The organism is Nitrospinota bacterium (genome assembly GCA_016235255.1).
In the GTDB taxonomy this organism is placed as follows: Bacteria; Nitrospinota_A; UBA7883; order UBA7883; family JACRLM01; genus JACRLM01.
The window spans coordinates 1-21,612 of sequence record JACRLM010000048.1 but is presented as its reverse complement, the minus strand read 5'-3'; the positions used below and the strand labels follow the sequence as shown (position 1 = coordinate 21,612).

Here is a 21,612-nt window from a genome sequence, read left to right as displayed (position 1 = left end):
AGGCGCCAAGATCAGGAAATTCATGGACCTGTATTCAGGAGGTTATTGCAATGAGCCAGGGTTGATATACAACGTAGCAAACATTGATTGGGACTATGAGCTTTTAAATTCCTCCCTCCGCGCCTCCGCGCCTCTGTGGTGAAAAACTCCACGCAAGTACGCAATCGAAAAATTATCACGTCAGCCGTCCGCCCTCTCCTGCTATAATTATTAATTTTGTACAAGGTTCTCTATTGATGAAGGTTATCCTCGGCGTGACGGGCGGCGTGGCGGCGTACAAGGCCGCCGATCTTGCCCGGCGCCTTATGGACCTGGGGCTTGGCGTAAAAGTGGTGATGACGGCCAACGCGGAAAAATTCGTCACCCCCCTCACGTTCGAGGCGCTCACAGGATCGCCCGTGATCCGGGCCGGATTGCCGGAACCGGGGGAAGAGCCAATGCCCCACATCACGCTGGGCCGGGAATGTTCCATGATGATTGTCGCCCCGGCCACCGCAAATATCATCGGCAAAATGGCCAACGGCGTGGCGGACGACATGCTCAGCACATTGCTTACCGCATGCGGCCTGCCTGTGCTTATGGCCCCGGCGATGAACACCAAAATGTGGCAAAACCAGCCGGTGCAGGACAACATCGAAAAACTCAAATCACGCGGGGTGACGGTGATCGGCCCCTGCAGCGGCCTTTTGGCCTGTGGTGACGAAGGTGAAGGCAAAATGGCCCCGGTGGAGGAGATAACCGCCGCCGTGGCGGACAGGCTTGGGATCCATCGGGACATGATTGGTATCAAGGTGGTGGTCACCGCCGGGGGGACAAGGGAGCCAATCGACGCTGTGCGGTATATCGGAAACCGCTCGTCGGGCAAAATGGGGGTGGCCCTGGCCCGTGAGGCGGCCCTTCGCGGGGCGGATGTCACCCTGATCGCGGCGGCCATGGAGGCCTGTGCGCCGGACGGAGTGAATGTTGTGAAAGTGGAGACGGCCATACAGATGCAAAAGGCGGTGCATATCGCTTTTGAGGAGGCACACATCCTTGTGATGGCCGCCGCCGTGGGGGATTACAGGGTGGAGGAGGTTCCGGACAAAAAAGTGAAGTCCATGGAACACTGGCAGGTGAATCTTACGCCAAATCCGGACATACTGGCGGGCGCCGGCCAGCGCAAGGGGGACAGGATGACTGTGGGATTCGCCGCGGAGACCGAGCGCGCGCTGGAATACGGCCGTGAAAAGCTGGCGGAGAAAAACCTGGACATGATCGTGGTCAACGACGTTTCCCGCCGGGACATAGGGTTCGGCTCGGATTTTAACGAGGTGACCATAATAAATAAAGATGGCGTGACAGCAAATATCGGCCGTGACCTGAAAGAGAACGTTGCGCGGAAGATTTTTGATGAGATAATGTCCCTCCGGTCCGTCAAGGTGAAGGGCTGATGAGCGGAGCCAGGACGGCGGCCGTCAGGTTGGCGGCGCTCAAATCGGAGCTTGAGACGTTAAGGCTGCACGGCCATGAGAACGTTGAAGGGACATTGCAGCGCGGACTTATCGAAAGATTGTCCGGCGCGGCGGAATTGGCGGTGAAGACGGAGCCAAAGACGGCTCCACCCGCGATAAAGGAAGAAGAAGTGAAAAAACGGGGCAAGGACGGCTCCAAAAGGGAGAAGCTGGCCGCCATCGAGATGGAGGTGGGCGGGTGCGTCAAGTGCGGGTTGTGCGAAGGGAGGACGAACACCGTTTTCGGCGTGGGCGATCCGGAAGCGCGGCTTTTGTTCATAGGCGAGGCGCCGGGGGCCGAGGAGGACAAGAAGGGGGAGCCTTTCGTGGGGCGCGCCGGCCAGCTTTTGACCAAGATGATCGGCGCCATGGGCCTTTCCCGGGAGACGGTGTACATCGCCAACATAATAAAGTGCCGCCCGCCGGAGAACCGCAATCCCCTCCCCGGCGAGGTGGAAATGTGCGAGCCGTACCTGCTCCGCCAGATAGAGATAATCCGCCCGGCGATCATATGCGCCCTGGGGGCGGTGGCAGCCAACACGCTGCTCAAGAACAACATCCCCATATCGAAGTTGCGCGGGGATTTCCACTCATACCACGGCACTCCCCTTCTGCCCACGTTCCACCCGGCGTACCTTTTGCGGAACGAATCGTCCAAGAAAGACGCATGGAGCGACCTGCAATTGGTAATGAAGAAGCTTGGGCTAAAGGCCCCGGCGAAGAAGGGTTGAAATGACCGGTAACGAAGCCGGGGAAACGGGCCAAAAGCCCGAAGAAAAACCCATAAACAACGGCGAGACGCCGAACCTGCAAACCGATACCAAACCCTCGAACGGCGGCGGGCGCAAGCCTTCCATCGCGGCGCGCGCGGGGCTGATATCGGCGATGATCATCATCGCCGTGGCGGCGGCGGCGGGGGCCGGGGCGGGATATTACTACACCAAGCTTTTCAGCGAGGATTTCCCGGACATATCCACATTACGAAAATACAATCCAAGCCAGGCCACCCGCGTTTACGACAGGAACGGGCTGCTGATCTCCGAGTTCTACGTTGAAAAGCGCCTCCTGGTCACCCTCAACCAGATACCCAAGCTTTTCCGCGACGCGACCATCGCCGTGGAGGACGCGCAGTTTTACGAGCATAGCGGCATCAACTACGAAGGGATACTCCGCGCCTTTTTCGAGAACATAAAGGCAGGCCGGGTTGTGCAGGGGGGCAGCTCCATCACCCAGCAGCTTGCCAAAACGCTGCTTCTCACCCCGGAACGCACAATGGGGCGCAAGATAAAGGAGGCGCTCCTCTCACTTGAGATAGAGCGCAGCTATTCCAAGAACGAAATTCTGGAGATATACCTAAACCAGATATATTACGGCCACGGCTCATACGGCGTTGCCGCCGCCGCGGAAACATACTTCGGCAAAAAGCTAAGCGAGCTTACACTGGCGCAGATCGCCATGATCGCCGGGCTCCCCAAGGCGCCGACGAACTATTCGCCGTACAACAACCTTGAAAAGGCCAGGGCGCGCCGTTCCCACGTGTTAAGCAGGCTTGTGGCCGTTGGCGCCATCTCCGAAAAGGACAAGGAAAAGGCCGAGAACGAGCCGATACGCCTTTCCGGATTCAAGAAGGCGGCCAACAAGGCAGCATGGTTTGGGGAGCATGTGCGGCGCTACCTGGAAAAGAAATACGGGGCCACGGCCCTGTACCACTCCGGGCTGAAAATATACACCACGCTGGACCTGAAAATGCAGACTGCGGCCGACGCGGCGCTCAAGGCCGGGCTGGAGGAACTGGACAAGCGCCTGGGATACCGCGGCCCCGTGGGCAAAGTGAACGTGGAGGGGGGCCAGAAACCGGACTGGGCGCAGATAAACCAGAAGGAAGAGATCAGGACAACGTCCCCCGACTTCTACAGGCCCGGCAGGCGCATAAGGGGCGTGGTGACCGCCGTGGACAAAGGGCTTGTCCGCGTGACCTTCGACGGAGCTAAGGGGACGATACAGCTCGCCAGCATGGACTGGGCGCACAAGGCCAATCCCAACGCGGACTTCATGTGGGCGCCGAAAATCGAAGACGCGAGAAAAGTCCTGAAGAAAGGCGACATCATCGAGGTGGGCATATTGGCCAGGGCCGGTGCGGACGGCCAGATTCCGCTGGCGCTCGACCAGACGCCCAATACCCAGGCGTCGCTGCTGGCCACCAATCCGAAGACCGGCGAGATACTGGCCATGGTGGGGGGATACGACGCGGACGTATCCAAATTCAACCGGACGGTACAGGCGATGCGCCAGCCGGGATCGTCGTTCAAGCCGATAATATACACAGCCGCGCTGGACAACGGCTTCACCCCCGCCACCGTGGTGATGGACTCGCCGGTGGTGATAGACCCTGCCAAGACGGGCTTTAAGGCGTGGAACCCCAGCAACTTCGAGGGTGAGTATTTCGGGCCAACCACGATACGCGAGGCTGTCACCCACTCGCGCAACGTGGTCACCGTGAAGGTGATAGACAAAATAGGCGCCCAGGTGGTGGTGGACTACGCCAGGCTGTTCGGCATAACAAGCCCGCTGGACCCTTATCTTTCGCTGGCGCTGGGGTCTTATCCGGTGACGGTGGAAGAGATGGTGCGGGCCTATGGGGTGCTGGCCAACGGGGGCGATTTCGTGGACCTGATGTACATCAACTCGGTGAAGGACAGCAAGGACTCCATAATGGAGTCAAACAGCCCGTCGCCCCCCGATCCTCGCATATCCCCCGCCACTGCCTACGTGATGGCAAGCGTGATGAAAAGCGTTGTGGCCGAAGGGACGGCGGCCAAGGTGGCCGAGCTTGGCAGGCCCATCGCCGGGAAGACCGGCACGACGAACAACTATAACGACGCGTGGTTCATCGGCTTCACCCCGGACATCGTGTGCGCGGTGTGGGTGGGCAGGGACGACAATTCGCCCATCGGCAAAAAGGAGACCGGCGCCCGCGCCGCCATACCGATATGGATAGCGTTCATGAAAGAGGCGCTAAAAAACTACGCCGTGCGCGATTTCACCCCGCCGGAGAACGTCGTTTTCGCCCGGGTGGACAAAAAGACCGGGCTACTGACCAAATCGTCCAGCGAAAACGCTATATTCGAGGCGTTCATAGACGGCACACAGCCGACGGAATACGTCCATGAGATCGGACAGGAGCAGGAAGAAGAACAGGCGCCCTAAGGCGGCGTTAGCGCGCGCTAATGCCCTCCATCCGTCAACAATGATACAATTCCAGCCTGGAACGCGGCAGCCCCGGAGCTTTGCGCCGGGCGGGGCTGATTATGTTTTCATCTCGCGGAGTTTTTGCAAATGAGCGATCTTGTGGCCGTGCCTGTGTACAACGAAATCGCCACATTGGCCCTTGTGATGGCCAAAATACGGGACAACCACGACGGGGACATTCTCGCCGTGGACGACGGCTCCACCGACGGCTCGTATGAAACGCTTCAAAACACGCCGGGGATCGTGGTCCTGCGCCATGAACGCAACATGGGGTATGGGAAATCGGTGATTGACGGGCTTGAATACGCCGTCAGGAACGGATACGAAAAGGTTGTCACCATAGATTGCGACGAACAGCACGAGCCCAAGTTCATCGGGCGTATGTTCGCCGAACTGGGGGATTATGACGTTCTATCCGGTTCGCGGTATCTGGAAACATCGCCGGAGGACGACGCCGCCCCGCCCGACAGGCTGGACATAAACCGCAAGATCACCGAAGTGATAAACCAGATAACAGGATTCAACCTCACAGACTCGTTCTGCGGCTTCAAGTGTTACCGCGTTTCAGCCATCGCCAGGCTTTCCCTGGACGAACCGGGCTACGCCCAGCCTTTGCAGTTCTGGATACAGGCGAAACATTCCGGCCTTTCGGTACAGGAAATTCCCACGCCGCGCATATACAAAAACCTCTCCCGCACCTTCGGCGGCGGCATTGACGATCCGGAAAAGCGGCTTGGGTACTATATGGAAGTGGTGGAACGCGAGCTTGAAAGATGGCGGATGAAAAATACGCCAAAATCCAGGCGGACCGCATAGCGCCGCAGGGGAAGTGACGTTTTGAAAATGGACAGGGCCGCCATCCCGGAAAACGACGGCGAGACACTTTGCATACCGCCAGCCTCCGGATTTGCCGAGGCGATAGCCAGAAACATCCGCTCCGCCAAAGAGCGCGCGGCGGCCAACACGCATCTCGCGAAAATGGCGGAGCTGGCGCGTTCGTCCGCCTTGTCAAAGGCCGTTGAATATACCTCAAGCCTGGGTCTTCAAGCGCCGGTGGCGCCCTCCCCTTTGGCGCCGGTCATCTGTTCCGGCCACCAGCCGGAGCTTTTCCATCCGGGAGTGGCCTTCAAGAACATAACGCTGATGACGGCGGCCAAGGCGTTGGGGCTAACGCCGCTGTTCATTTCGGTGGACACGGACGTGTTCGAGGCGGAACGGGCGGCCATACCATCGTTAAACGATGGAAGGATCGTCAAGACAGATGCTTTGATCTTTCCGCAACCGGGCCGCAACCGTCTATACGAGACCGCCGAAACCGAGTCGCCGGACATAACGCTTGAGCGCTTGAAGGCCGCCATCGGCCTTATGGACGGGCCTCGCTTAAAAATCCCCAGGTCGGCGGCGGAAAGTTTTTTGGACAGGTTGAACAGCTCTTCGATGGACACGCCGGATTTCACTTCGCGCTCCATAATCATCCGGCGGGCGTGGGAAAAACCTGTGGGGGAAAATTGTCTGGAATTGAAGGTGTCCACCTTGTCCACCACAGGGGCGTTCCTGGAGTATGCGGTGGACATTCTGCGCAGGCTGGAAGATTTTACGGCGGCGTACAACGGCGAACTTGAACGGTACAGGAAAGAACACAAACTGCGCTACCCGATAAATCCGTTTCCAAACCTTGGCGTCAAGGCGGGGATAGCCGAGACCCCCTTCTGGATAATCGCCGGGGCAGGCAGGGAGCGGGCGTACGTTGAGAAGCTGGGCGGCTCGCTGACGATGGTGTCCGAATCGGGATCGCTGTTTGAAATGGAAGACATCCTTGCGGGCCGGGCGCAAATCCGCCCGAAAGCCATAACCCTTTCGATTTTCCTGCGGCTGTTCGTCTGCGACTTTTTCATCCACGGCTGCGGCGGAGCCAAGTATGACGCCATCAGCGACGGCATAATGCGCAAGTTTTATGGGATCCAGCCTCCGGAATACGCATGCGTTTCCGCCACCCTCTGGCCCGGCGCGGAAGCTGAAAATCCGGCGAGGCGGATGGAGGAAATCCATGGCTCCTTGCGTGATATCGAACAGAAACCAGAACTCACCGCGCCCCCGGGAGCCGAGGCGGCGGCGTTGACAGGTGAAAAGGCGCGCCTGGTGGAGGCGATCAAGTATCCCGGCGCGGACAGGAAAGCGATCGGCCGCAGGATAAAGGAGATCAACTCCGCGTTGAGCGCGATGCAGGAACCAGCGCGAAAGGCCCTTGCAGGCGAACTGGAACATTTGACCTCGCTTGAAAAACAGTGGCAAGCAGCCACGGCGCGGGACTATCCTTTTTTCATTTTCGATCCCGCCCGGCTTGTCCGGATCGCTGGAAAAGAACTTTAGCGTGAGCTTAGCGGCTTATTAACTGGCCAGTTTCGCGCTGACAAGCCGGTTAATGCTCACTCCCGCCTCCGCGGCCTGAGTTGAATCAGGAATTGTATGCGCTCTCTCTATGCTGAGTGTAATCGAGACCTGTTATTTCATCGTCTTCGCTGACCCGCAACCCAACGACCCTGTCCACGATCTTGCAAATGATATAGGTGTATAACGCCACATACACGTAAGTGGCGATCACCGCGATGGCCTGGATTCCCAATAACGGGGGGTTTCCGGAAAAAAAGCCGTTCAAACCGGCCGGGTTGACGGCGGTGGAGGCGAAAAGCCCTGTGGCCATCGCGCCCCATGTTCCGCAGACGGCGTGCACGCCGAAAACGTCGAAAGAATCGTCATAGCCGAGTCTTGGCTTCAACATTATCGCGCCGTAACAAAGAGGAGCGGCGGCGGCTCCGATAATCATCGCCGGTAACGGCCCCACGAAGCCGCAGGCGGGAGTGATTGCGACAAGACCGGCAAGGGCGCCGCTTGCCGCGCCAAGGAAAGTGGGCTTGCCCTTTTGAAGCCATTCAATGATGATCCAGGCCAAAGCGGCGGCGGCGGCCGCGCTGTTCGTGTTGATGAAAGCCAGCGCCGCCAGATTACCGGCGGAAAACGCGCTGCCCGCGTTGAAGCCAAACCAGCCAAACCACAGCAAGCCCGCGCCAATCAATGTGAAAACCAGATTATGCGGAGCCATTGACGAGACTCCAAAGCCCCGCCGCGGGCCGATTAAAAAAGCCGCCACAAGGGCGGCCACGCCGGCGCTGATATGGACGACGGTTCCGCCCGCGAAGTCCAGCGCGCCAAGGACCCCGCCGATCCACCCCCCCTTGCCCCACACCCAATGGGCCAGCGGAGCGTAAACAAAGGTCACCCATAACGCCGTGAACAGCAGAAACGCGGTGAATTTCATCCTTTCGGCGAAAGCTCCCGCGATTATGGCGGTGGTGACCACGGCGAACATTCCCTGGAAGGCGGCGAAACCAAGATGAGGAATTGTTCCGGCGGAGGCGGAGGGGGCGGACCCCACGCCTGCAAGCGCCAGCCATTCCAGCCCGCCGATGATGCCTCCGTTATCGCGTCCAAAAGCGATGGTGTAACCCCACAGCACCCAGATGACGCTCACCAGGCATAGTGGCGCGAAACCGTGCATGATGGCGGCGAGAACGTTTTTCTTCCGCGACATTCCCGCATAGTAAAAAGAGACGCCCACGGTCATCAGCATCACGAGCGCGGTGGCGAAAAGCATCCATGCCGTGTCACCCGCGTCAATCATCGGCCACCCTCCGCCAGCAGTTTCGCCTTCTCCGGGACGTTTCCCTTGTACCCGGTCTTGCCGTCTTTGGACTTGTACCGTTCCGCGATAACCGCTTTTATCTTTGCCATGTCCAGTTCCGGCGGAGAGCCCCCGGCTTTAATTATGCTTTCCCTGGCTAACGCTTCCGCCCGGCGCCCCTGGTCAAGCGCGTCGCCCAACACCCGCAAGGCTTCCGGCGGATTATGGAAACCCATGCTGTTTTCAGCGCCGATCCATGTGTTCCGGTAGTACGCCTCCTCGTAAACCTCTTTGGCTTTTAGAAGCGCTTTCTGGTCAACTCGCGGAATTTTTTCCGCCGCTTCTATCGTCAACGCCGCCCCTGCGACTGCGTAACCGGCTTTAGTGAACAAGTGATTGACCCTGTCCTGTATGTCGAACACCCGCTCTTTGAGCCAGTCGGCGCTCTGGTTGTGGCACTGCATGCACGCCTTCATGTTCTTTTTCAAGGGGCTTTCCCACCTGTGGGACGACATCTTTTCGCCGCCGACCCGCTCATATGGCATGTGGCAATCCGCGCAGGCCACGCCAGCCGCCCAGTGCACACTGCCAGGCGATGAGAAAAGCTCGAATTCAGGATGCCGCAGATGCCCCAGCTTCTGATTCGTCAATTTATGCTTCCATTCCCTCAAGCCGTCGTCCTTGATTTGCCGTATGACGTTCTCGATGGAGATGTTTCCCCATTTCCCGTATTTCCACGGGAACAGAAGGCCGGTGGACTTGTTGTCCTTGTCCTTGGGAATCGCGTAAGTTACATGGCACTGGGCGCATACGAGGCTGCGAAGCTCTTGGCGCGTCAGCCTGTCCGGGTCTTTGCCTATCGCCTTCAAGCCGTCAATGAGCGTCCATCTGCTGATTCTCAGGTTCATCGTTTCGGAATCATGGCAGTCGGCGCATACGACCCCCATTTCCCTGTGCTTTTCGGGAAGCTCTTTCCATACCTCGTCATATGGCTTGCTGAAATAACCGGCGCCCAGCTTCTCCTTTAATTCGGGGGCGTATGCGGTTTTGCATGTCATGCAAACGCCGCCGGCCTTTCGGCGTGAGGGGTCTATTTTGAGCTGGTCTTTCAACATTTGCGTATGCCCGTTCGGCTCGTTGTATTCAACGCCAAAGCCCCACCCGTCAAACAGGGCAAGCTGGAACGGCCACGGGCTTAACCTGCATTCTTCGTCGCTTCTGTATTTGCTGTATCCCTTGCTGATCTCGGAATTTTTCAGGTAGCTGTCGTAGTGGTTGGGATATTTCTTTCCCCAGACGGCGGGGTCTTTCTCCCCTTTCGGAATAGTGAACGGCGCATCCACCGGATTGCTTTTCTGTCCGCATCCGAAACATGAAACTGCCGCGATTAACAGCGCGGACAACGCATAACGGCTCAATGTCATGACAAAACCCTCCTTAATATCCGTGCGGCAGGCCGCGATGGCAATCCCAGCACTTCCTGCCTTCGTTATGTATTCCCGACACCAGACGTTCATGGCACCTTATGCAGTTTTGCATCACCGTTTCGGCTCCGTGTTTCTTTATTCTTATGGGATCGGGGACGCTGTTGAACGCGTAGGCGTAACCGTGATTAAGGCTGTCCCTCAACTTGCCGGCGATTTTGGTGACAAACGTCTGTTGCGGCAGATGGCAATCGGTGCACGTGGCCGAGTTCTTGTGCGCGGAATGCGACCAGCCTTCATACCTTTTTTGCATGACGTGGCAGGAAACACAAAACTCCGGCGAGCTATCCAGCAAAAAAGAGCCCTTTATTCCAAGCGGCGCAAGTGGAATAAATAAAGCCGAGATATAAACGGATATCAGGGCTATCCTTGAAAGCCTTCCCAGCGGCTTCTTTAGTATAAGCCCGCCGGGGCTTACGTTTGGCTTTTTCATCATTCACTTCATTTACAATCAATGGCTAATGAAAGATTGCAAGCCAGGCGCCATAAACCAAAAAGCTTAAAACGCCTTGTTTTCACTGGCGCTCGGAAAAATACGGAAGATGGATTCCGCTTATAATTTAAGCGTAGTCATAAAAATGGGCTTAAATATGATGCGTTGAAAATGTCGGAGTTGTGACAGTTCAACTCCACAAAAAGTGAACACAATTCGACAACTTGTGTGAGCGGCGAGAAAACACGCGGAAGAAAAAACCTGCTTATAATTTCAACATAAACATTAAAAACGGAGCTTAAAAATGACGCATCAGGTTTTGGACGCCCCCTTTTTCCAGTTTATAAAATCTCGCGCATCCTGGCGCTTGGCATAGTACAATGCATTCTGAACTTGAAAAGGGCGCCTTAATCAGGGGTTTGGAATGCAAAAAGTTCTGATAGTTGACGACGACCCGAACATATCCCTGCTTGTGCGCATGACCCTTGCGCGCAAGAAAGAGTACAAGATAGCCACCGCCGGCAGCGGCAAGGAAGCGCTTGAAAAAGTGGCGGCGGACCAGCCGGACATCATCCTGCTGGACATCATGATGCCGGACATGGACGGGTTCGAGGTGTGCCGCAGGCTGAAAAAAGAGGACAAGACCCGCTTTATCCCCATCATCATGATCTCCGCGAAGACCGAACTTGGCGACAAGCTCCAGGGGATGGACGTGGGCGCCAACGATTACATCACAAAGCCGTTCAACCCGGAGGAGCTTCTGGCCCGCGTGGCGGCGCACCTTCGCATCAAATCGCTGGAAGACGAGCTTTCCGCGAAGAAAGAGCTGGAGGCGGCGCTGAAAATGTCGGTGACGCTCCAGCACGAGATCAACAACCCCCTCACCGGGATCATCGGAAACCTGGAGTTCCTCAAGAACTGGAAGGAATTGAAGCCCGGGGAAGTGGACGAGACCGTCAACGACGTGCTCAACCTCTCCATGCGGGTCAAGGAAATCGTAAAACAGCTTAGCAAGATATCCAAGGTGGTGCCCGCCACATACGTCAAGGGGAGCGAGATGATAGACTTGGAGAAATCAGGCGAGAACGGCGGGAAATAAGCAGGGCGTGCTTCCCCATTTCATTGAACGCCGTCCACAATCCGGATTCTAAATCATGTCGTCAAGATTGCGGGAGCAGTGGACCACGCGATGGATCTCGACCGTCTTGCCGCGGACAACGTAAAACACAATAAATGATTCGATGATTAGAACGCGATAACCGGCGTTTTTAAGCTTTTCATCACGTGGTATGCGGCCAAGAAATGGATGGGATCCCAAGGCTCCGGCGCGTTTGTCAAGTTCACTGACAAACTCAGCGGCTTTGGCGGGATAATCGTTTGCGATCCAGTCAAAAATAGAAACAAGATCATCGTAAGCGGCAGGTAAATACCGAAGCTTGTATTTATCCGCCATGCAGCCGGAGCCGGAGTTTTTTCATCACTTGAGAATGGGCAAGGCCCTTTTCTCCCGAGGCGGCCTGGGCCTGCGCGGCGGCGAGTTTTCCGTAAAGCTCGGCCCTGGCGCTAAGCCTTTCATAATGCTCAATGCTCATAACGGCCAGGTCCCCCTCGCCATTGGTGGTCAGATAGACCGGCTCGTCGCGCTCATGGCACAAGGAGGCGATTGCGCGTGTCTGGTTTCGAAGGCTGGAAATTGGTTTTATTATAGGCATGGCCGATCCTTTTTCACATAGTGCCTTAAATCAGGTTATCACCTTATTTTGATAATATATAGCATCATATTAGTTACGCAACGCTCTTGTCCTACAGCCCCTGCTCCGCCAGCTTCGCCGCCAGCTTTTTCTGCTCATCGGTGGGATGGGCCGGGGCCTTCACCCGAAGCTTCACATAAAGATCGCCGTGGCCGCCACCCTTTAGCATCGGCGCGCCGCCTCCTTTTATGCGGATCATCTTCCCCGGATCGGCGCCCGGGGCCACCTTGATGGTCCGTTCCCCATCCAGCGTTTCCACCGCCACCGCTCCGCCGAGGATCAGCTTTGAATATTCCACATGGGCGTCCACATAAAGGTCCGCCCCTTCCCGCTTGAACACCGGGTCTTCCGCCACGGTTATCACCACATAAACGTCCCCCGCCTCGCCGCCGCGAGGGGCCTTGCCCCCCTTCCCTTTCAACCGCAGCTTTTTGCCGGTCTCTATCCCCGCCGGAATTTTGACCGTAAGCGTCTGGACTCCGTCCGGCGTCCTTAGGGTGAGCGGCCGTTCGCATCCTTTCACAGCCTCGCGCAGGCTTACCGTCATCTCCGTCTCGAAATCCTGGCCGCGCGCCGCGCCGCGTTGCCCGGCGAAAGGATCATACCCGAATCCGCCCCCCATGCCGCCGCCCCCCTGTTCGAACCGGATGCGCCCTCCACCGCCGCGCCCGCCGCCGAAAAACATCTCGAATATGTTGCCGCCGATCCCCATTTCGCTGAAAATATCCTGGAAATTGGCGCCGTTGAAGATGTCCTGCTGGCTGTATGTCTGGTGGAACCGGTCGTGGCCGAACCGGTCGTACTTGGCGCGCTTGTCCTTGTCGGAAAGCACCGCGTAGGCTTCGCTGATCTCCTTGAACTTGTCCTCGGCCGCCTTGTTGCCCGGATTTTTGTCAGGATGGTACTGCTTGGCCAGCTTGCGATAGGCCTTTTTCAGCTCTTTTTCATCCGCGTCGCGTTTGACGCCCAACAGTTCGTAATAGTCTTTGCTCATGGCCTTCATTATACATTCGCCAGCACGGAATCCAGCAACCTCCATCCTTTCGCCGTTGCGCGCAGGTTCCCGCCGGCATATTCGAGCATCCCTCCGCTTATCATGGACTTTATTTTATCCGTGATTTGCGCGCCGCCGAAAGGTATCCCGTTTTTCATCCGCAATCCCAGCATAAGCCGCTCCGTCCATTCCATTTCGCCTGTCACTTTTTCAGCCCGCTTGACGGCCATGCCGCTATCGCCGGTCTGGCTTATGTATGTTTCGATATCGCGCACGTTCTCCCACCGCCCGCCATTGATAAATCCATGCGCCCCCGCCCCAACGCCAATATAGTCCCGGTATTTCCAGTAACCCAGGTTATGGACGCATTCGCGCCCAGGCCGGGCGTAGTTCGATATTTCATAATGGACGAATCCGCGGTTTTCCAGCGCGCTTTCCGTTGCGTCGAAAAGTTTCACGCCGTTTTCCGCAAGGTTCACTTCACCTGCCTTCACGGCCCGGCCAAGCGGCGTGGCCTCTTCCGGTGTGAGTTCGTAGCACGATATGTGCGATATCCCCCACCCGGCGGCGGTCTCAAGCCCGGTGAGCCATTCGTCCATCGTCTGGCCGGGGAGCGAATACATGAAATCGGCGGAAACGTTTTCGAAACCGGCCAGAAAAGCCGTTTCGATGGCCTTACGGGCCTGACCGGCGGTGTGGACCCGTTCGAGGAATTTTAGGCGCTTGCCGTTGAGCGACTGTACGCCGATGGAGGCGCGGTTCACCCCGCTTGCCAGATATGCGGAAAGTTTTACAGCCTCCACGCTTTCAGGATTCATCTCCATTGTGATTTCCGCGTTCGGGGCGATCCCGAACGATTTTCGGCATGTGTCCAGAATCGCCTCGGCGTGTTCCGGCGAAAGAAGCGAAGGAGTGCCGCCGCCGAAAAATATGGAACCGATTTTGCGGTTGATGGCCATGGACGCGCGCGACTGGATTTCTTTGATGACGGCGGTGATATAGCCGCCGATCAGTTCGTCCTTCCCCGGCACGGAGTGAAAATCACAATAGAAACACTTGTGGCGGCAGAAAGGGATGTGAATGTAAAGGCCGAGGGGAAAAGTCATTTTATCCGGGCTGATTCCATATCAAAATCCATATCGCTCCATTTCTGGCGCTGGTGAAACACTCGCAATATTTCCACCACATCTTTCCTGACGGTGTACGGGACAATAAATGGAAAACCACCGACCACAAGCTCCCTTGTATCGTCCACACGGCCGGGCCGCCCCATTGCGGGGAACCGGCCAAGTTTTTCCACGGCGTTAATCACGGCCAAGACCACGTCAACAGCGGCTGCGGGATTTTCGCGGGCAATGAAAGCTTCAACATGGAGAAGGTCGTCCGCGGCGGCTTTAAGCCATCTTATCCGCACGCCTGCGCTCCCACCTGGCCTTCACAACCTGATGATCGATCCATTGGGCGGATGGGCTGGCGGCGTCCTTGAGGGCTTTTCTGATGGCCTTGATTTGCCATTCGTTCACGTCCAGATACGCCTCGATGGCGCTTTCGACAATATAACTTCGCGTTCTTTTAGTCTCCTTGGCGAATTTGTCCAGCCGCTTTTTAATTTTTGGCGTGATGCGGAACGCTGTCGGCTCTTTCATCGAGACATTCTCCGGATAAACGTATTATTCAGTATAACCCATCCGGGATAAAATCAGGCAGTGTCACGCTTCCCGGTGGTCGTCCAGTCACGGTTTCTTATGTAGCGCCGCCATCTTGGCGGCAATTGCCGGCGGCCCGCCGGCGATACTAAACCTCCCCTTCCAGCCTCTCCGCCCACTTTCCCAATCTTCCTTCCGCGACCGCCTTGTGTATCTGGTCTATCCTTCGTCTGTAAAACGCAAGGTTGTGGATCGTGTTCAGCTTCAACGCAAGTATCTCGCCGCTCATGAACAGATGCCGCAGGTACGCCCGGGAGAAATTACGGCAGGTGTGGCAATCGCATTCGGGATCCAGCGGCCCTTTGTCCAGCGCGTATTGGGCGTTCTTTATCGCCACCTTCCCCTGCGATGTGAACAGCGAGCCGTTGCGGGCGTTGCGCGTCGGCATCACGCAATCGAACATGTCTATCCCCCGCGCCACGCATCGCACAAGATCGTCCGGCGTCCCCACTCCCATCAGGTATCGCGGTTTGTCTTTGGGCAACGCCGGTTCCGCCGCTTCGATCATCGCCGCCATCACCTCTTTGGACTCCCCAACGCTAAGCCCGCCGATTGCGTATCCATCGAACCCCATGGAGACGATCCGTTCCGCGCTCGACCGGCGCAAGGTTTCGTCGAATCCACCCTGCGTGATGCCGAACAACGCCTGGTCTGGCCGCGTCTTCGCCTTTAAACAGCGCTCCGCCCATCGGGCGCTCCGGCCGTCCGCTTCCCTTGCGAAATCTTCGGACGACTCCGGCGGCACAAGCTCGTCGAACGCCATGATGATGTCCGCCCCCAGCGCTTCCTGTATCCCGATGGATAGCTCCGGGGTGAGCAGATGTTTGGAGCCGTCCAGATGCGATGCGAACAGCACCCCCTCCTCGGTTATCTTCACAAGGTCGCGCATGGAGAACACCTGGAATCCGCCAGAATCCGTGAGTATGGAGCCTTTCCAGTTCATGAAACGATGCAGCCCACCAAGCTCCTTGACGGCGGCGTGGCCGGGGCGCAGGAACATGTGATAAGTGTTGGCAAGGATAATCGGGAAACCCAGCCCCGCCACCTCGTCCGGGTCGAGCGTCTTCACGCTCCCCTGCGTCCCCACCGGCATGAACACCGGGGTCTTTATGACCCCGTGCGGGGTGACAATCTGGCCAAGCCGCCCTTTGCAGGAAGAGTCCTGGGCAAGGAGGGTGAATCTGAAGCTTTGAGGTAACGGCATCGGAGATTGCTTAAGCCGCTGTCCCGGCCGGGGCGCCAAACGCCACAAACATCGGCTCGCCCGGCGCTATCGAGCTGACCAGCCTTTCCATCTGCGACAGCGTTGGCTCGTTCAAACCTTTTTCATAACGCGCATATGCGTTTTGGGACGATATGCCAAGCCGTCTGGCGGCCTGCGCCAGGGTGAGGTTGTGCGCTTTTCGCCATCGGCGCAGGACGAATGCGGTGAAACGCTTTGTGTCCTTTGATCCTGCCAGAAAAGTGTCTCCCGTCAACGGGCGCACGGCCACCGTCAATCCTTCAAACCCTTCACTTTTGGCAAGCTGTTCAAGCATGTCCTTCGCCATTTCATAGGCCTCTTTTTTTGTGCGGCCCTGTGTATAGTCCTCCAGGCATGGCACGGCCACGGCCCAAAGTTTACCCTGTTTGACAAGATTTCCCGTTATCCACATTTTATTTGTCCTTTCCAGCGCCGGCCTTTTTCAAGATACCTTTGTCGAATTCATTCCACCCGTGTTCATTCGTCCCTGACGGCGCATGGTCACAAAAGCTCTTCCTTGAGAATCGCCAGGGTCTTGCCGGACACTTCCTTCATCTTCGTCAGCGCGAATGCGCGCTTGAACGCCGCAAGGGGGAACACGGCCTTCGCCATGGCGTGATGCCCCCCCGCCCCGCCCCATCGCCCGAAAAGCGACCGCGCCACCTCTCCGGCGTTGCGCTCCGGGTCCAGGCTGCGCAGTGATATCACCACCTCGTTGCGCACCACCCCGCAGGTGACGGAGAAGGAAGACTCCCCCATCTGCAAGGAGAAATCGGCCAATCTCGGGATGATGTCCTCCTTGTCCACCCTCCCTAGCCAGATGAAAAGAAAATCGCCGGAAAGATGCCGGTTCCTTATGGCGCGGGTGAAATATTTAAGCTCGCCGTTTTTCAGCCTGGGCCGGGCCATGTCCGAGAGCATGTCCTTGTTGGCCATGGGCCAAAGCGCCGTGAACGCCTCGAAATCCCGCCTTGTCGCCCCGCGCTCCAGCCGCATGGTGTCGGACATCACGCCGTACAGAAGCGCCGTGGCCAGCCGTTTTGTGATCCGCTCGCCGCTTGCGGTGAGATATTCGTACATCATGGTGGATGTTGCGCCGTACATCGTGTTCACGTCCTTGAATGTGGCGTCGTATTCCACCGGGTATGGATGATGGTCTATCACCGCGTCCACCCGGGGGATCTGGTCGTTGTCAAAATACGGCGGCTGCACGTCCACCATCACTATCCTGTCGAACGCCTTCAAATCGGCGCTGGTGACTGTGAGCACCACCGTCTTCAGCATCTTCACCATCGCCACGTTCTCGTTGCGTGTGACGGAGCCGAATGTGACCATCGGCGCCGTGGCCCTGTTTCGCCCCAGCAGCGCCTGCACCGCCAGTCCGCAGGCGATGGCGTCCGGATCGGGATCGTCCTGCAGCACTATGGCGATCTGCCCCGCGTCCTTTAGCGAGTCCACAAGGGCGTGCGCTTTCCTGCGAGTCTCTATCATCCGCCATTCCCGGTTTAGCCGGTGCGAGGCGTGGTCCATCAGGTCCACCACCGAAACGTTGGAACCTTCAAGGGACTTGTTCTCACCGGCGTTTTCCGCCAGCACGAGGATCGAAGGGGGATCGGGCATGGACGAAAGGCGCGCTATCACCTCCGAAAACCCTTCCAAAGCGGCGGCGGATATGACCACCCTGTCATTGGTGGAAACGCCCAAAGCCTCCACCTCGGCCATGTCCACGCCGTCCTGCGGATCAACGTTCACCACAGTCAGCCCGTCCGCCCCATCCGAAAGTTTGCGGATGAGCGGCAGGTGGTCCGGCCTGTCCACGAACGCGTAATATCTCATGGTGCTATGATACCTTATAGACAGCCGGGATGACCGGCAAACACCGCAAAAGGGCGTGAATATGGACAAGATAGAAATAGGCGTGGGGGGTATGACGTGCGCGTCGTGCGTGCGCAGGGTGGAGAATTCCATCGCCAAGGCGGACGGCGTGGCGCAGGTGGCGGTGAACCTGGCCACAGAATCGGCCATGGTCACTTTCGACCCGGCAAAGACCGGCCCGGCGGCGTTCAAGGAACTGATCAAACAGGCCGGTTACCAGCCATATGACATCGTGGAGGATAACCTGGACGCGGACAGGCTGCGGCGCGAGGAAGAATTGCGCGCGGCAAGGGTGAAATTCGCGTCGGCGGCCATTCTCACCGCGCCGGTGATGATACTTTCCATGCGCCATATGCTTGGGCTGGGCGGCGCCGTCCCCCACGCCGCGGCGAACATGCTCCTTTTCGCCTTCACCACCCCGGTGATGTTCTGGGCCGGGCGGCAGTTCATGAGCGGCGCGGTGAAGGCGGCCAAACAGAAAACATCGGACATGAACACCCTTATCGCCGCCGGTACGCTGGCGGCATATCTTTTCTCCACCGTGTCCGCCTTCGCGCCGGAGCTTGTCGCTTCCGGCGGCGAAATGCCACCGGTTTATTTTGAGACCGCCGCGATGATAATCACCCTGATACTGATGGGCAAGTTCCTGGAGATCAGGGCGCGGGGCCAGGCTTCCGACGCCATCGCAAAACTTGCCGCCCTGCGGCCGAAGACCGCGCGGATAGTCCGCAACGGGGTTGAATCGGTGGTGGAGATATCCGCCGTGCGCATCGGAGACATTGTGATCGTCCGCCCCGGGGAGACGGTCCCGGTGGACGGGATTGTGACGGAGGGGGAATCTTCCGTGGACGAGTCTTTCATCACCGGCGAATCTGTCCCTGTTGAGAAAACCGTTGGTGACAAGGTCACCGGCGGCTCGATCAACCGGGCTGGGGCCGTGGTTTTCCGTGTGGCGAGCGTGGGGTCGCGCACGGTGCTGGCGCAAATAATACGGCTTGTGCGGGAGGCGCAGGGGAGCAAGTCCCCGGCGCAAAAGCTGGCGGACGTAATATCGTCATACTTCGTCCCGGCGGTGATCGGGGTGGCGGCCATCACTTTCGCTGTGTGGTACTTTATCGGCCCGGAGCCAAAATTCACCCGCGCTCTTGTCAGCTTCGTTTCGGTGATGATAATCGCATGTCCCTGCGCCCTTGGGCTCGCCACACCAACCGCCATCATGGTGGGGACAGGCAAAGGGGCCGAGTCCGGGGCGCTTGTGAAAAACGGCGAGGCGCTGGAAAAGGCGGCGGCGATCACCACCATCGTGCTGGACAAGACCGGGACCATCACAAAAGGCGAACCGTCCGTCACCTCCATCGTGGCGGCGGCGGGAGTGTCGGAAACCGAATTGCTTTCGATGGCGGCGGCGGTGGAAAAACGGTCGGAACATCCCCTTGGCCAGGCGATAGTCCGCTTCGCCACGGAGCGCGGAATCGCCATCCCGGAGGTTTCAGGCTTTAAGACCATTACAGGCGCCGGAGTGGAAGGGAAAGTGGACGGCGCGGCGGCGCTGGTCGGCTCCGCAAAAATAATGGCCACGCGGGAAGTGGACATATCGGCCCTTGCAAAGGCGACGGAATCCATCACGTCGCGCGGGGCCACGCCCCTTTACGCCGCACGGGACGGGGCCATCTTGGGTGTGATCGGCGCGGAGGACACGTTAAAGCCGGAATCTGCCCCGGCCATAGCCAAGCTGCGCAAGATGGGGCTGGACGTGGTGATGATCACCGGGGACCATCCCGCCACCGCTTTCGCCATCGGGTCGGAAGCGGGGATAGACAGCATAATGGCCGACATGGGCCCGGCGGGCAAGGCGGACGAAGTGGCCCGGTTCCGCGCCGAGGGGCGGATCGTGGCGATGGTGGGGGACGGGATAAACGACGCCCCCGCCCTGGCGGCGGCGGACGTGGGCTTTGCCATGGGACACGGCACGGACATCGCCATGGAGGCGGGCGGCATAACGCTGATGAGCGGGAACCTTGGCGGCGTGGTCACCGCAATCGAACTGGGCCGCGCCACGCTGCGCATAATCCACCAGAACCTTTTCTGGGCCTTCGCCTACAACGTGATATTGATACCCGTGGCGGCGGGCGCGCTGTACCCGATATGGGGAGTGACGCTAAATCCCATGCTGGCGGCGGCGGCGATGGCCCTGTCGTCGGTGACGGTGGTGAGCAATTCGCTGAGGCTGAGGTAGGTTTGGAGGGGGATAGTTAATATCCCTTCACGTTTTTCATATTTTCCCATATTATTCTATTGCCTTTCCGCCGCTTTCAGCGTAATTTTATACCCATGTCATACGCCAGCCGGAAAATCCCGGCTTAGGGGGGCGTCTGGGAAATGGTAATGGCGTTTTTTGCGTCACAAACAAATCAGGAGGGAAAAATGGCGGAAACATGGGTCAAGTGTGACAAGTGCGGCACGGAAATGCCGGAGGAACTGAAAATCTGCGTGAAATGCGGGAACAAGATCAAAAGACACGCGGACAAGAGCCTCAAGTGGATTCCAAACGAAGAAATACCCGCAAATCCCACAGCCAAAGAGATTGACTTTGACAATGACGGGCAAACATACGTGGCGCTTGTTTTCCTGAAGATGAAAGACGAATGGAACACGCTGACACGGGAAAAGAAAATCGAAAACAGCGTCTCCCACATGAACGATCTGAGGAAATACGCAAAGCTTGTAAATCGGAATATGCTCTACTGCCAGGGTATTTCAAAGTACGACATGGTGGAAATTATAGAGGCCAACGACCTTAAAATAATCAACTCCCTGATCCGCTCAATGAAAGCTGGAGCGAAAGGCCGCTATATAGACATTGTGGATACGGTTTGCGGCATTAGCGGCCTTAGCATGCTTAGCACAGATGCGATCCGCTGACGTTGAAACAGGCTATTGAACACATCATTCCTGGATTAAATGACCGGGGCGGGCGGAGCCCCGGTCTACTTCCTTGACGCTATCCTCCCAAATCTCCGGATAATTTCATATGTTTATGAAAACTGCCGCCCTGAGCCTGTCGAAGGGTGACAACAACTGTTAAAGTCATGGTTCGACAGGCTCACCATGACAAGTTTGGGCTTCGGCGCGCCCAGCCTGACATGGCTCAGTATGACATGCGTTTTTATAAATCCTTGGCCGGAGATTGAGAATCCTTCAGGGGGCCCGCCGCGCCCGCACTTCTGCTATCATGTTCAAATCATTCAGAACAATTACGATGGCGGCGCGGATTAATAATGCAATTTAACGACGATCTGACCGAAACGTCCTTCATCGTCGCCTCGGCCATAGAGCTGGGGCGGGGTGGCTTTGCGCATAATCCACCAGAACCTTTTCTGGGCCTTTGCTTACAACGTGATATTGATACCGGTGGCGGCGGGCGCGCTGTACCCGATATGGGGAGTGACGTTAAATCCCATGCTGGCGGCGGCGGCGATGGCCTTGTCGTCGGTGACGGTGGTGAGCAACTCGCTGAGGCTGAAGAGATTTAAGGGGAAAGATTGAATTTAATTTACTGAAATGAATTGAAGAGTCAATCCCTTTTTTAGTTGAAACTCCCGGCATGACCGTCACGCCGCTTTCACCATTATCTTCCCCGCCAGAGCCCGTTTCATGATCTCACGCAGTTCTGGCAGGTGTTTATAACCGCTCACTTTCCTCAACCTG

21 protein-coding genes are annotated in these 21,612 nt (G+C 57.5%); 9 read left to right on the top strand and 12 right to left on the bottom strand.

What is annotated here, in order from left to right; genetic code table 11:
- The first annotated feature begins 236 nt into the window (after positions 1–236).
- The 5 genes from coaBC to HZB29_06425 all read left to right on the top strand — a co-directional run bounded on the left by coaBC (position 237) and on the right by HZB29_06425 (position 7,109).
- Positions 237–1,430: a bifunctional phosphopantothenoylcysteine decarboxylase/phosphopantothenate--cysteine ligase CoaBC gene (gene coaBC, locus HZB29_06445; protein ID MBI5815234.1), complete on the top strand. Its 1,194-nt coding sequence runs from the start codon at positions 237–239 to the stop codon at positions 1,428–1,430.
- Complete coding sequence (locus tag HZB29_06440; protein ID MBI5815233.1) at positions 1,430–2,221, top strand: uracil-DNA glycosylase; 792 nt, start codon at positions 1,430–1,432, stop codon at positions 2,219–2,221. The genes coaBC and HZB29_06440 overlap by 1 nt, the downstream gene beginning before the upstream one ends.
- A gap of 1 nt (position 2,222) precedes the next feature.
- Positions 2,223–4,697 (top strand): PBP1A family penicillin-binding protein, encoded by a 2,475-nt coding sequence (locus HZB29_06435; protein MBI5815232.1) that lies wholly within the window; start codon positions 2,223–2,225, stop codon positions 4,695–4,697.
- A 129-nt stretch (positions 4,698–4,826) separates the two neighbouring features.
- Positions 4,827–5,555 (top strand): glycosyltransferase family 2 protein, encoded by a 729-nt coding sequence (locus HZB29_06430; GenBank protein MBI5815231.1) that lies wholly within the window; start codon positions 4,827–4,829, stop codon positions 5,553–5,555.
- Positions 5,556–5,576: 21 nt separating this feature from the next.
- Entirely contained in the window at positions 5,577–7,109 is a 1,533-nt protein-coding gene (locus HZB29_06425) for a hypothetical protein (GenBank protein ID MBI5815230.1), read from the top strand.
- Positions 7,110–7,194: 85 nt separating this feature from the next.
- On the opposite strand, the gene HZB29_06420 is transcribed toward HZB29_06425, so the two are convergent.
- The 3 genes from HZB29_06420 to nrfH are packed head-to-tail and all read right to left on the bottom strand — an operon-like array spanning position 7,195 to position 10,335.
- Positions 7,195–8,418, bottom strand: coding sequence for an ammonium transporter (locus tag HZB29_06420; GenBank protein MBI5815229.1), 1,224 nt, complete (start codon positions 8,416–8,418; stop codon positions 7,195–7,197).
- A complete protein-coding gene (locus HZB29_06415) occupies positions 8,415–9,842 on the bottom strand; it encodes an ammonia-forming cytochrome c nitrite reductase subunit c552 (protein ID MBI5815228.1) in 1,428 nt (475 codons plus the stop codon). Before HZB29_06415 ends, HZB29_06420 begins: the two co-directional genes overlap by 4 nt.
- 13 nt (positions 9,843–9,855) lie before the next feature.
- Positions 9,856–10,335 (bottom strand): cytochrome c nitrite reductase small subunit, encoded by a 480-nt coding sequence (nrfH, locus tag HZB29_06410; GenBank protein ID MBI5815227.1) that lies wholly within the window; start codon positions 10,333–10,335, stop codon positions 9,856–9,858.
- A 424-nt stretch (positions 10,336–10,759) separates the two neighbouring features.
- On the opposite strand from nrfH, the gene HZB29_06405 reads away from it, so the two are divergent.
- Complete coding sequence (locus HZB29_06405) at positions 10,760–11,434, top strand: response regulator (protein MBI5815226.1); 675 nt, start codon at positions 10,760–10,762, stop codon at positions 11,432–11,434.
- Positions 11,435–11,482: 48 nt separating this feature from the next.
- Here HZB29_06405 and HZB29_06400 read toward each other — a convergent pair whose 3' ends face one another.
- The 9 genes from HZB29_06400 to HZB29_06360 form a co-directional block, all read right to left on the bottom strand.
- Positions 11,483–11,788 carry a type II toxin-antitoxin system RelE/ParE family toxin gene (locus HZB29_06400; GenBank protein ID MBI5815225.1) on the bottom strand — a complete coding sequence of 102 codons (306 nt, stop codon included), beginning with the start codon at positions 11,786–11,788 and terminating at the stop codon, positions 11,483–11,485.
- Complete coding sequence (locus HZB29_06395) at positions 11,778–12,047, bottom strand: type II toxin-antitoxin system prevent-host-death family antitoxin (GenBank protein ID MBI5815224.1); 270 nt, start codon at positions 12,045–12,047, stop codon at positions 11,778–11,780. The genes HZB29_06400 and HZB29_06395 overlap by 11 nt, the downstream gene beginning before the upstream one ends.
- Positions 12,048–12,138: 91 nt before the next feature.
- Positions 12,139–13,080, bottom strand: coding sequence for a DnaJ domain-containing protein (locus HZB29_06390; protein MBI5815223.1), 942 nt, complete (start codon positions 13,078–13,080; stop codon positions 12,139–12,141).
- 8 nt (positions 13,081–13,088) lie between these two features.
- Positions 13,089–14,186 (bottom strand): radical SAM family heme chaperone HemW, encoded by a 1,098-nt coding sequence (hemW, locus tag HZB29_06385; protein ID MBI5815222.1) that lies wholly within the window; start codon positions 14,184–14,186, stop codon positions 13,089–13,091.
- Entirely contained in the window at positions 14,183–14,494 is a 312-nt protein-coding gene (locus HZB29_06380) for a type II toxin-antitoxin system RelE/ParE family toxin (protein ID MBI5815221.1), read from the bottom strand. The genes hemW and HZB29_06380 overlap by 4 nt, the downstream gene beginning before the upstream one ends.
- Positions 14,475–14,726: a ribbon-helix-helix protein, CopG family gene (locus tag HZB29_06375; protein MBI5815220.1), complete on the bottom strand. Its 252-nt coding sequence runs from the start codon at positions 14,724–14,726 to the stop codon at positions 14,475–14,477. The genes HZB29_06380 and HZB29_06375 overlap by 20 nt, the downstream gene beginning before the upstream one ends.
- Positions 14,727–14,874: 148 nt before the next feature.
- Positions 14,875–15,990, bottom strand: coding sequence for a tRNA guanosine(34) transglycosylase Tgt (gene tgt, locus HZB29_06370; GenBank protein ID MBI5815219.1), 1,116 nt, complete (start codon positions 15,988–15,990; stop codon positions 14,875–14,877).
- A 10-nt stretch (positions 15,991–16,000) separates the two neighbouring features.
- Positions 16,001–16,441 (bottom strand): helix-turn-helix transcriptional regulator, encoded by a 441-nt coding sequence (locus tag HZB29_06365; GenBank protein ID MBI5815218.1) that lies wholly within the window; start codon positions 16,439–16,441, stop codon positions 16,001–16,003.
- 89 nt (positions 16,442–16,530) lie between these two features.
- Entirely contained in the window at positions 16,531–17,865 is a 1,335-nt protein-coding gene (locus HZB29_06360; GenBank protein MBI5815217.1) for a DHH family phosphoesterase, read from the bottom strand.
- Positions 17,866–17,926: 61 nt separating this feature from the next.
- Between HZB29_06360 and HZB29_06355 the strand changes: the two genes are divergently transcribed.
- The 3 genes from HZB29_06355 (at position 17,927) to HZB29_06345 (ending at position 21,450) form a co-directional block, all read left to right on the top strand.
- A complete protein-coding gene (locus HZB29_06355) occupies positions 17,927–20,140 on the top strand; it encodes a copper-translocating P-type ATPase (GenBank protein MBI5815216.1) in 2,214 nt (737 codons plus the stop codon).
- 188 nt (positions 20,141–20,328) lie between these two features.
- Complete coding sequence (locus HZB29_06350; protein ID MBI5815215.1) at positions 20,329–20,826, top strand: hypothetical protein; 498 nt, start codon at positions 20,329–20,331, stop codon at positions 20,824–20,826.
- A 423-nt stretch (positions 20,827–21,249) separates the two neighbouring features.
- Positions 21,250–21,450, top strand: coding sequence for an ATPase (locus HZB29_06345; protein ID MBI5815214.1), 201 nt, complete (start codon positions 21,250–21,252; stop codon positions 21,448–21,450).
- The last annotated feature ends 162 nt before the right edge of the window (positions 21,451–21,612 follow it).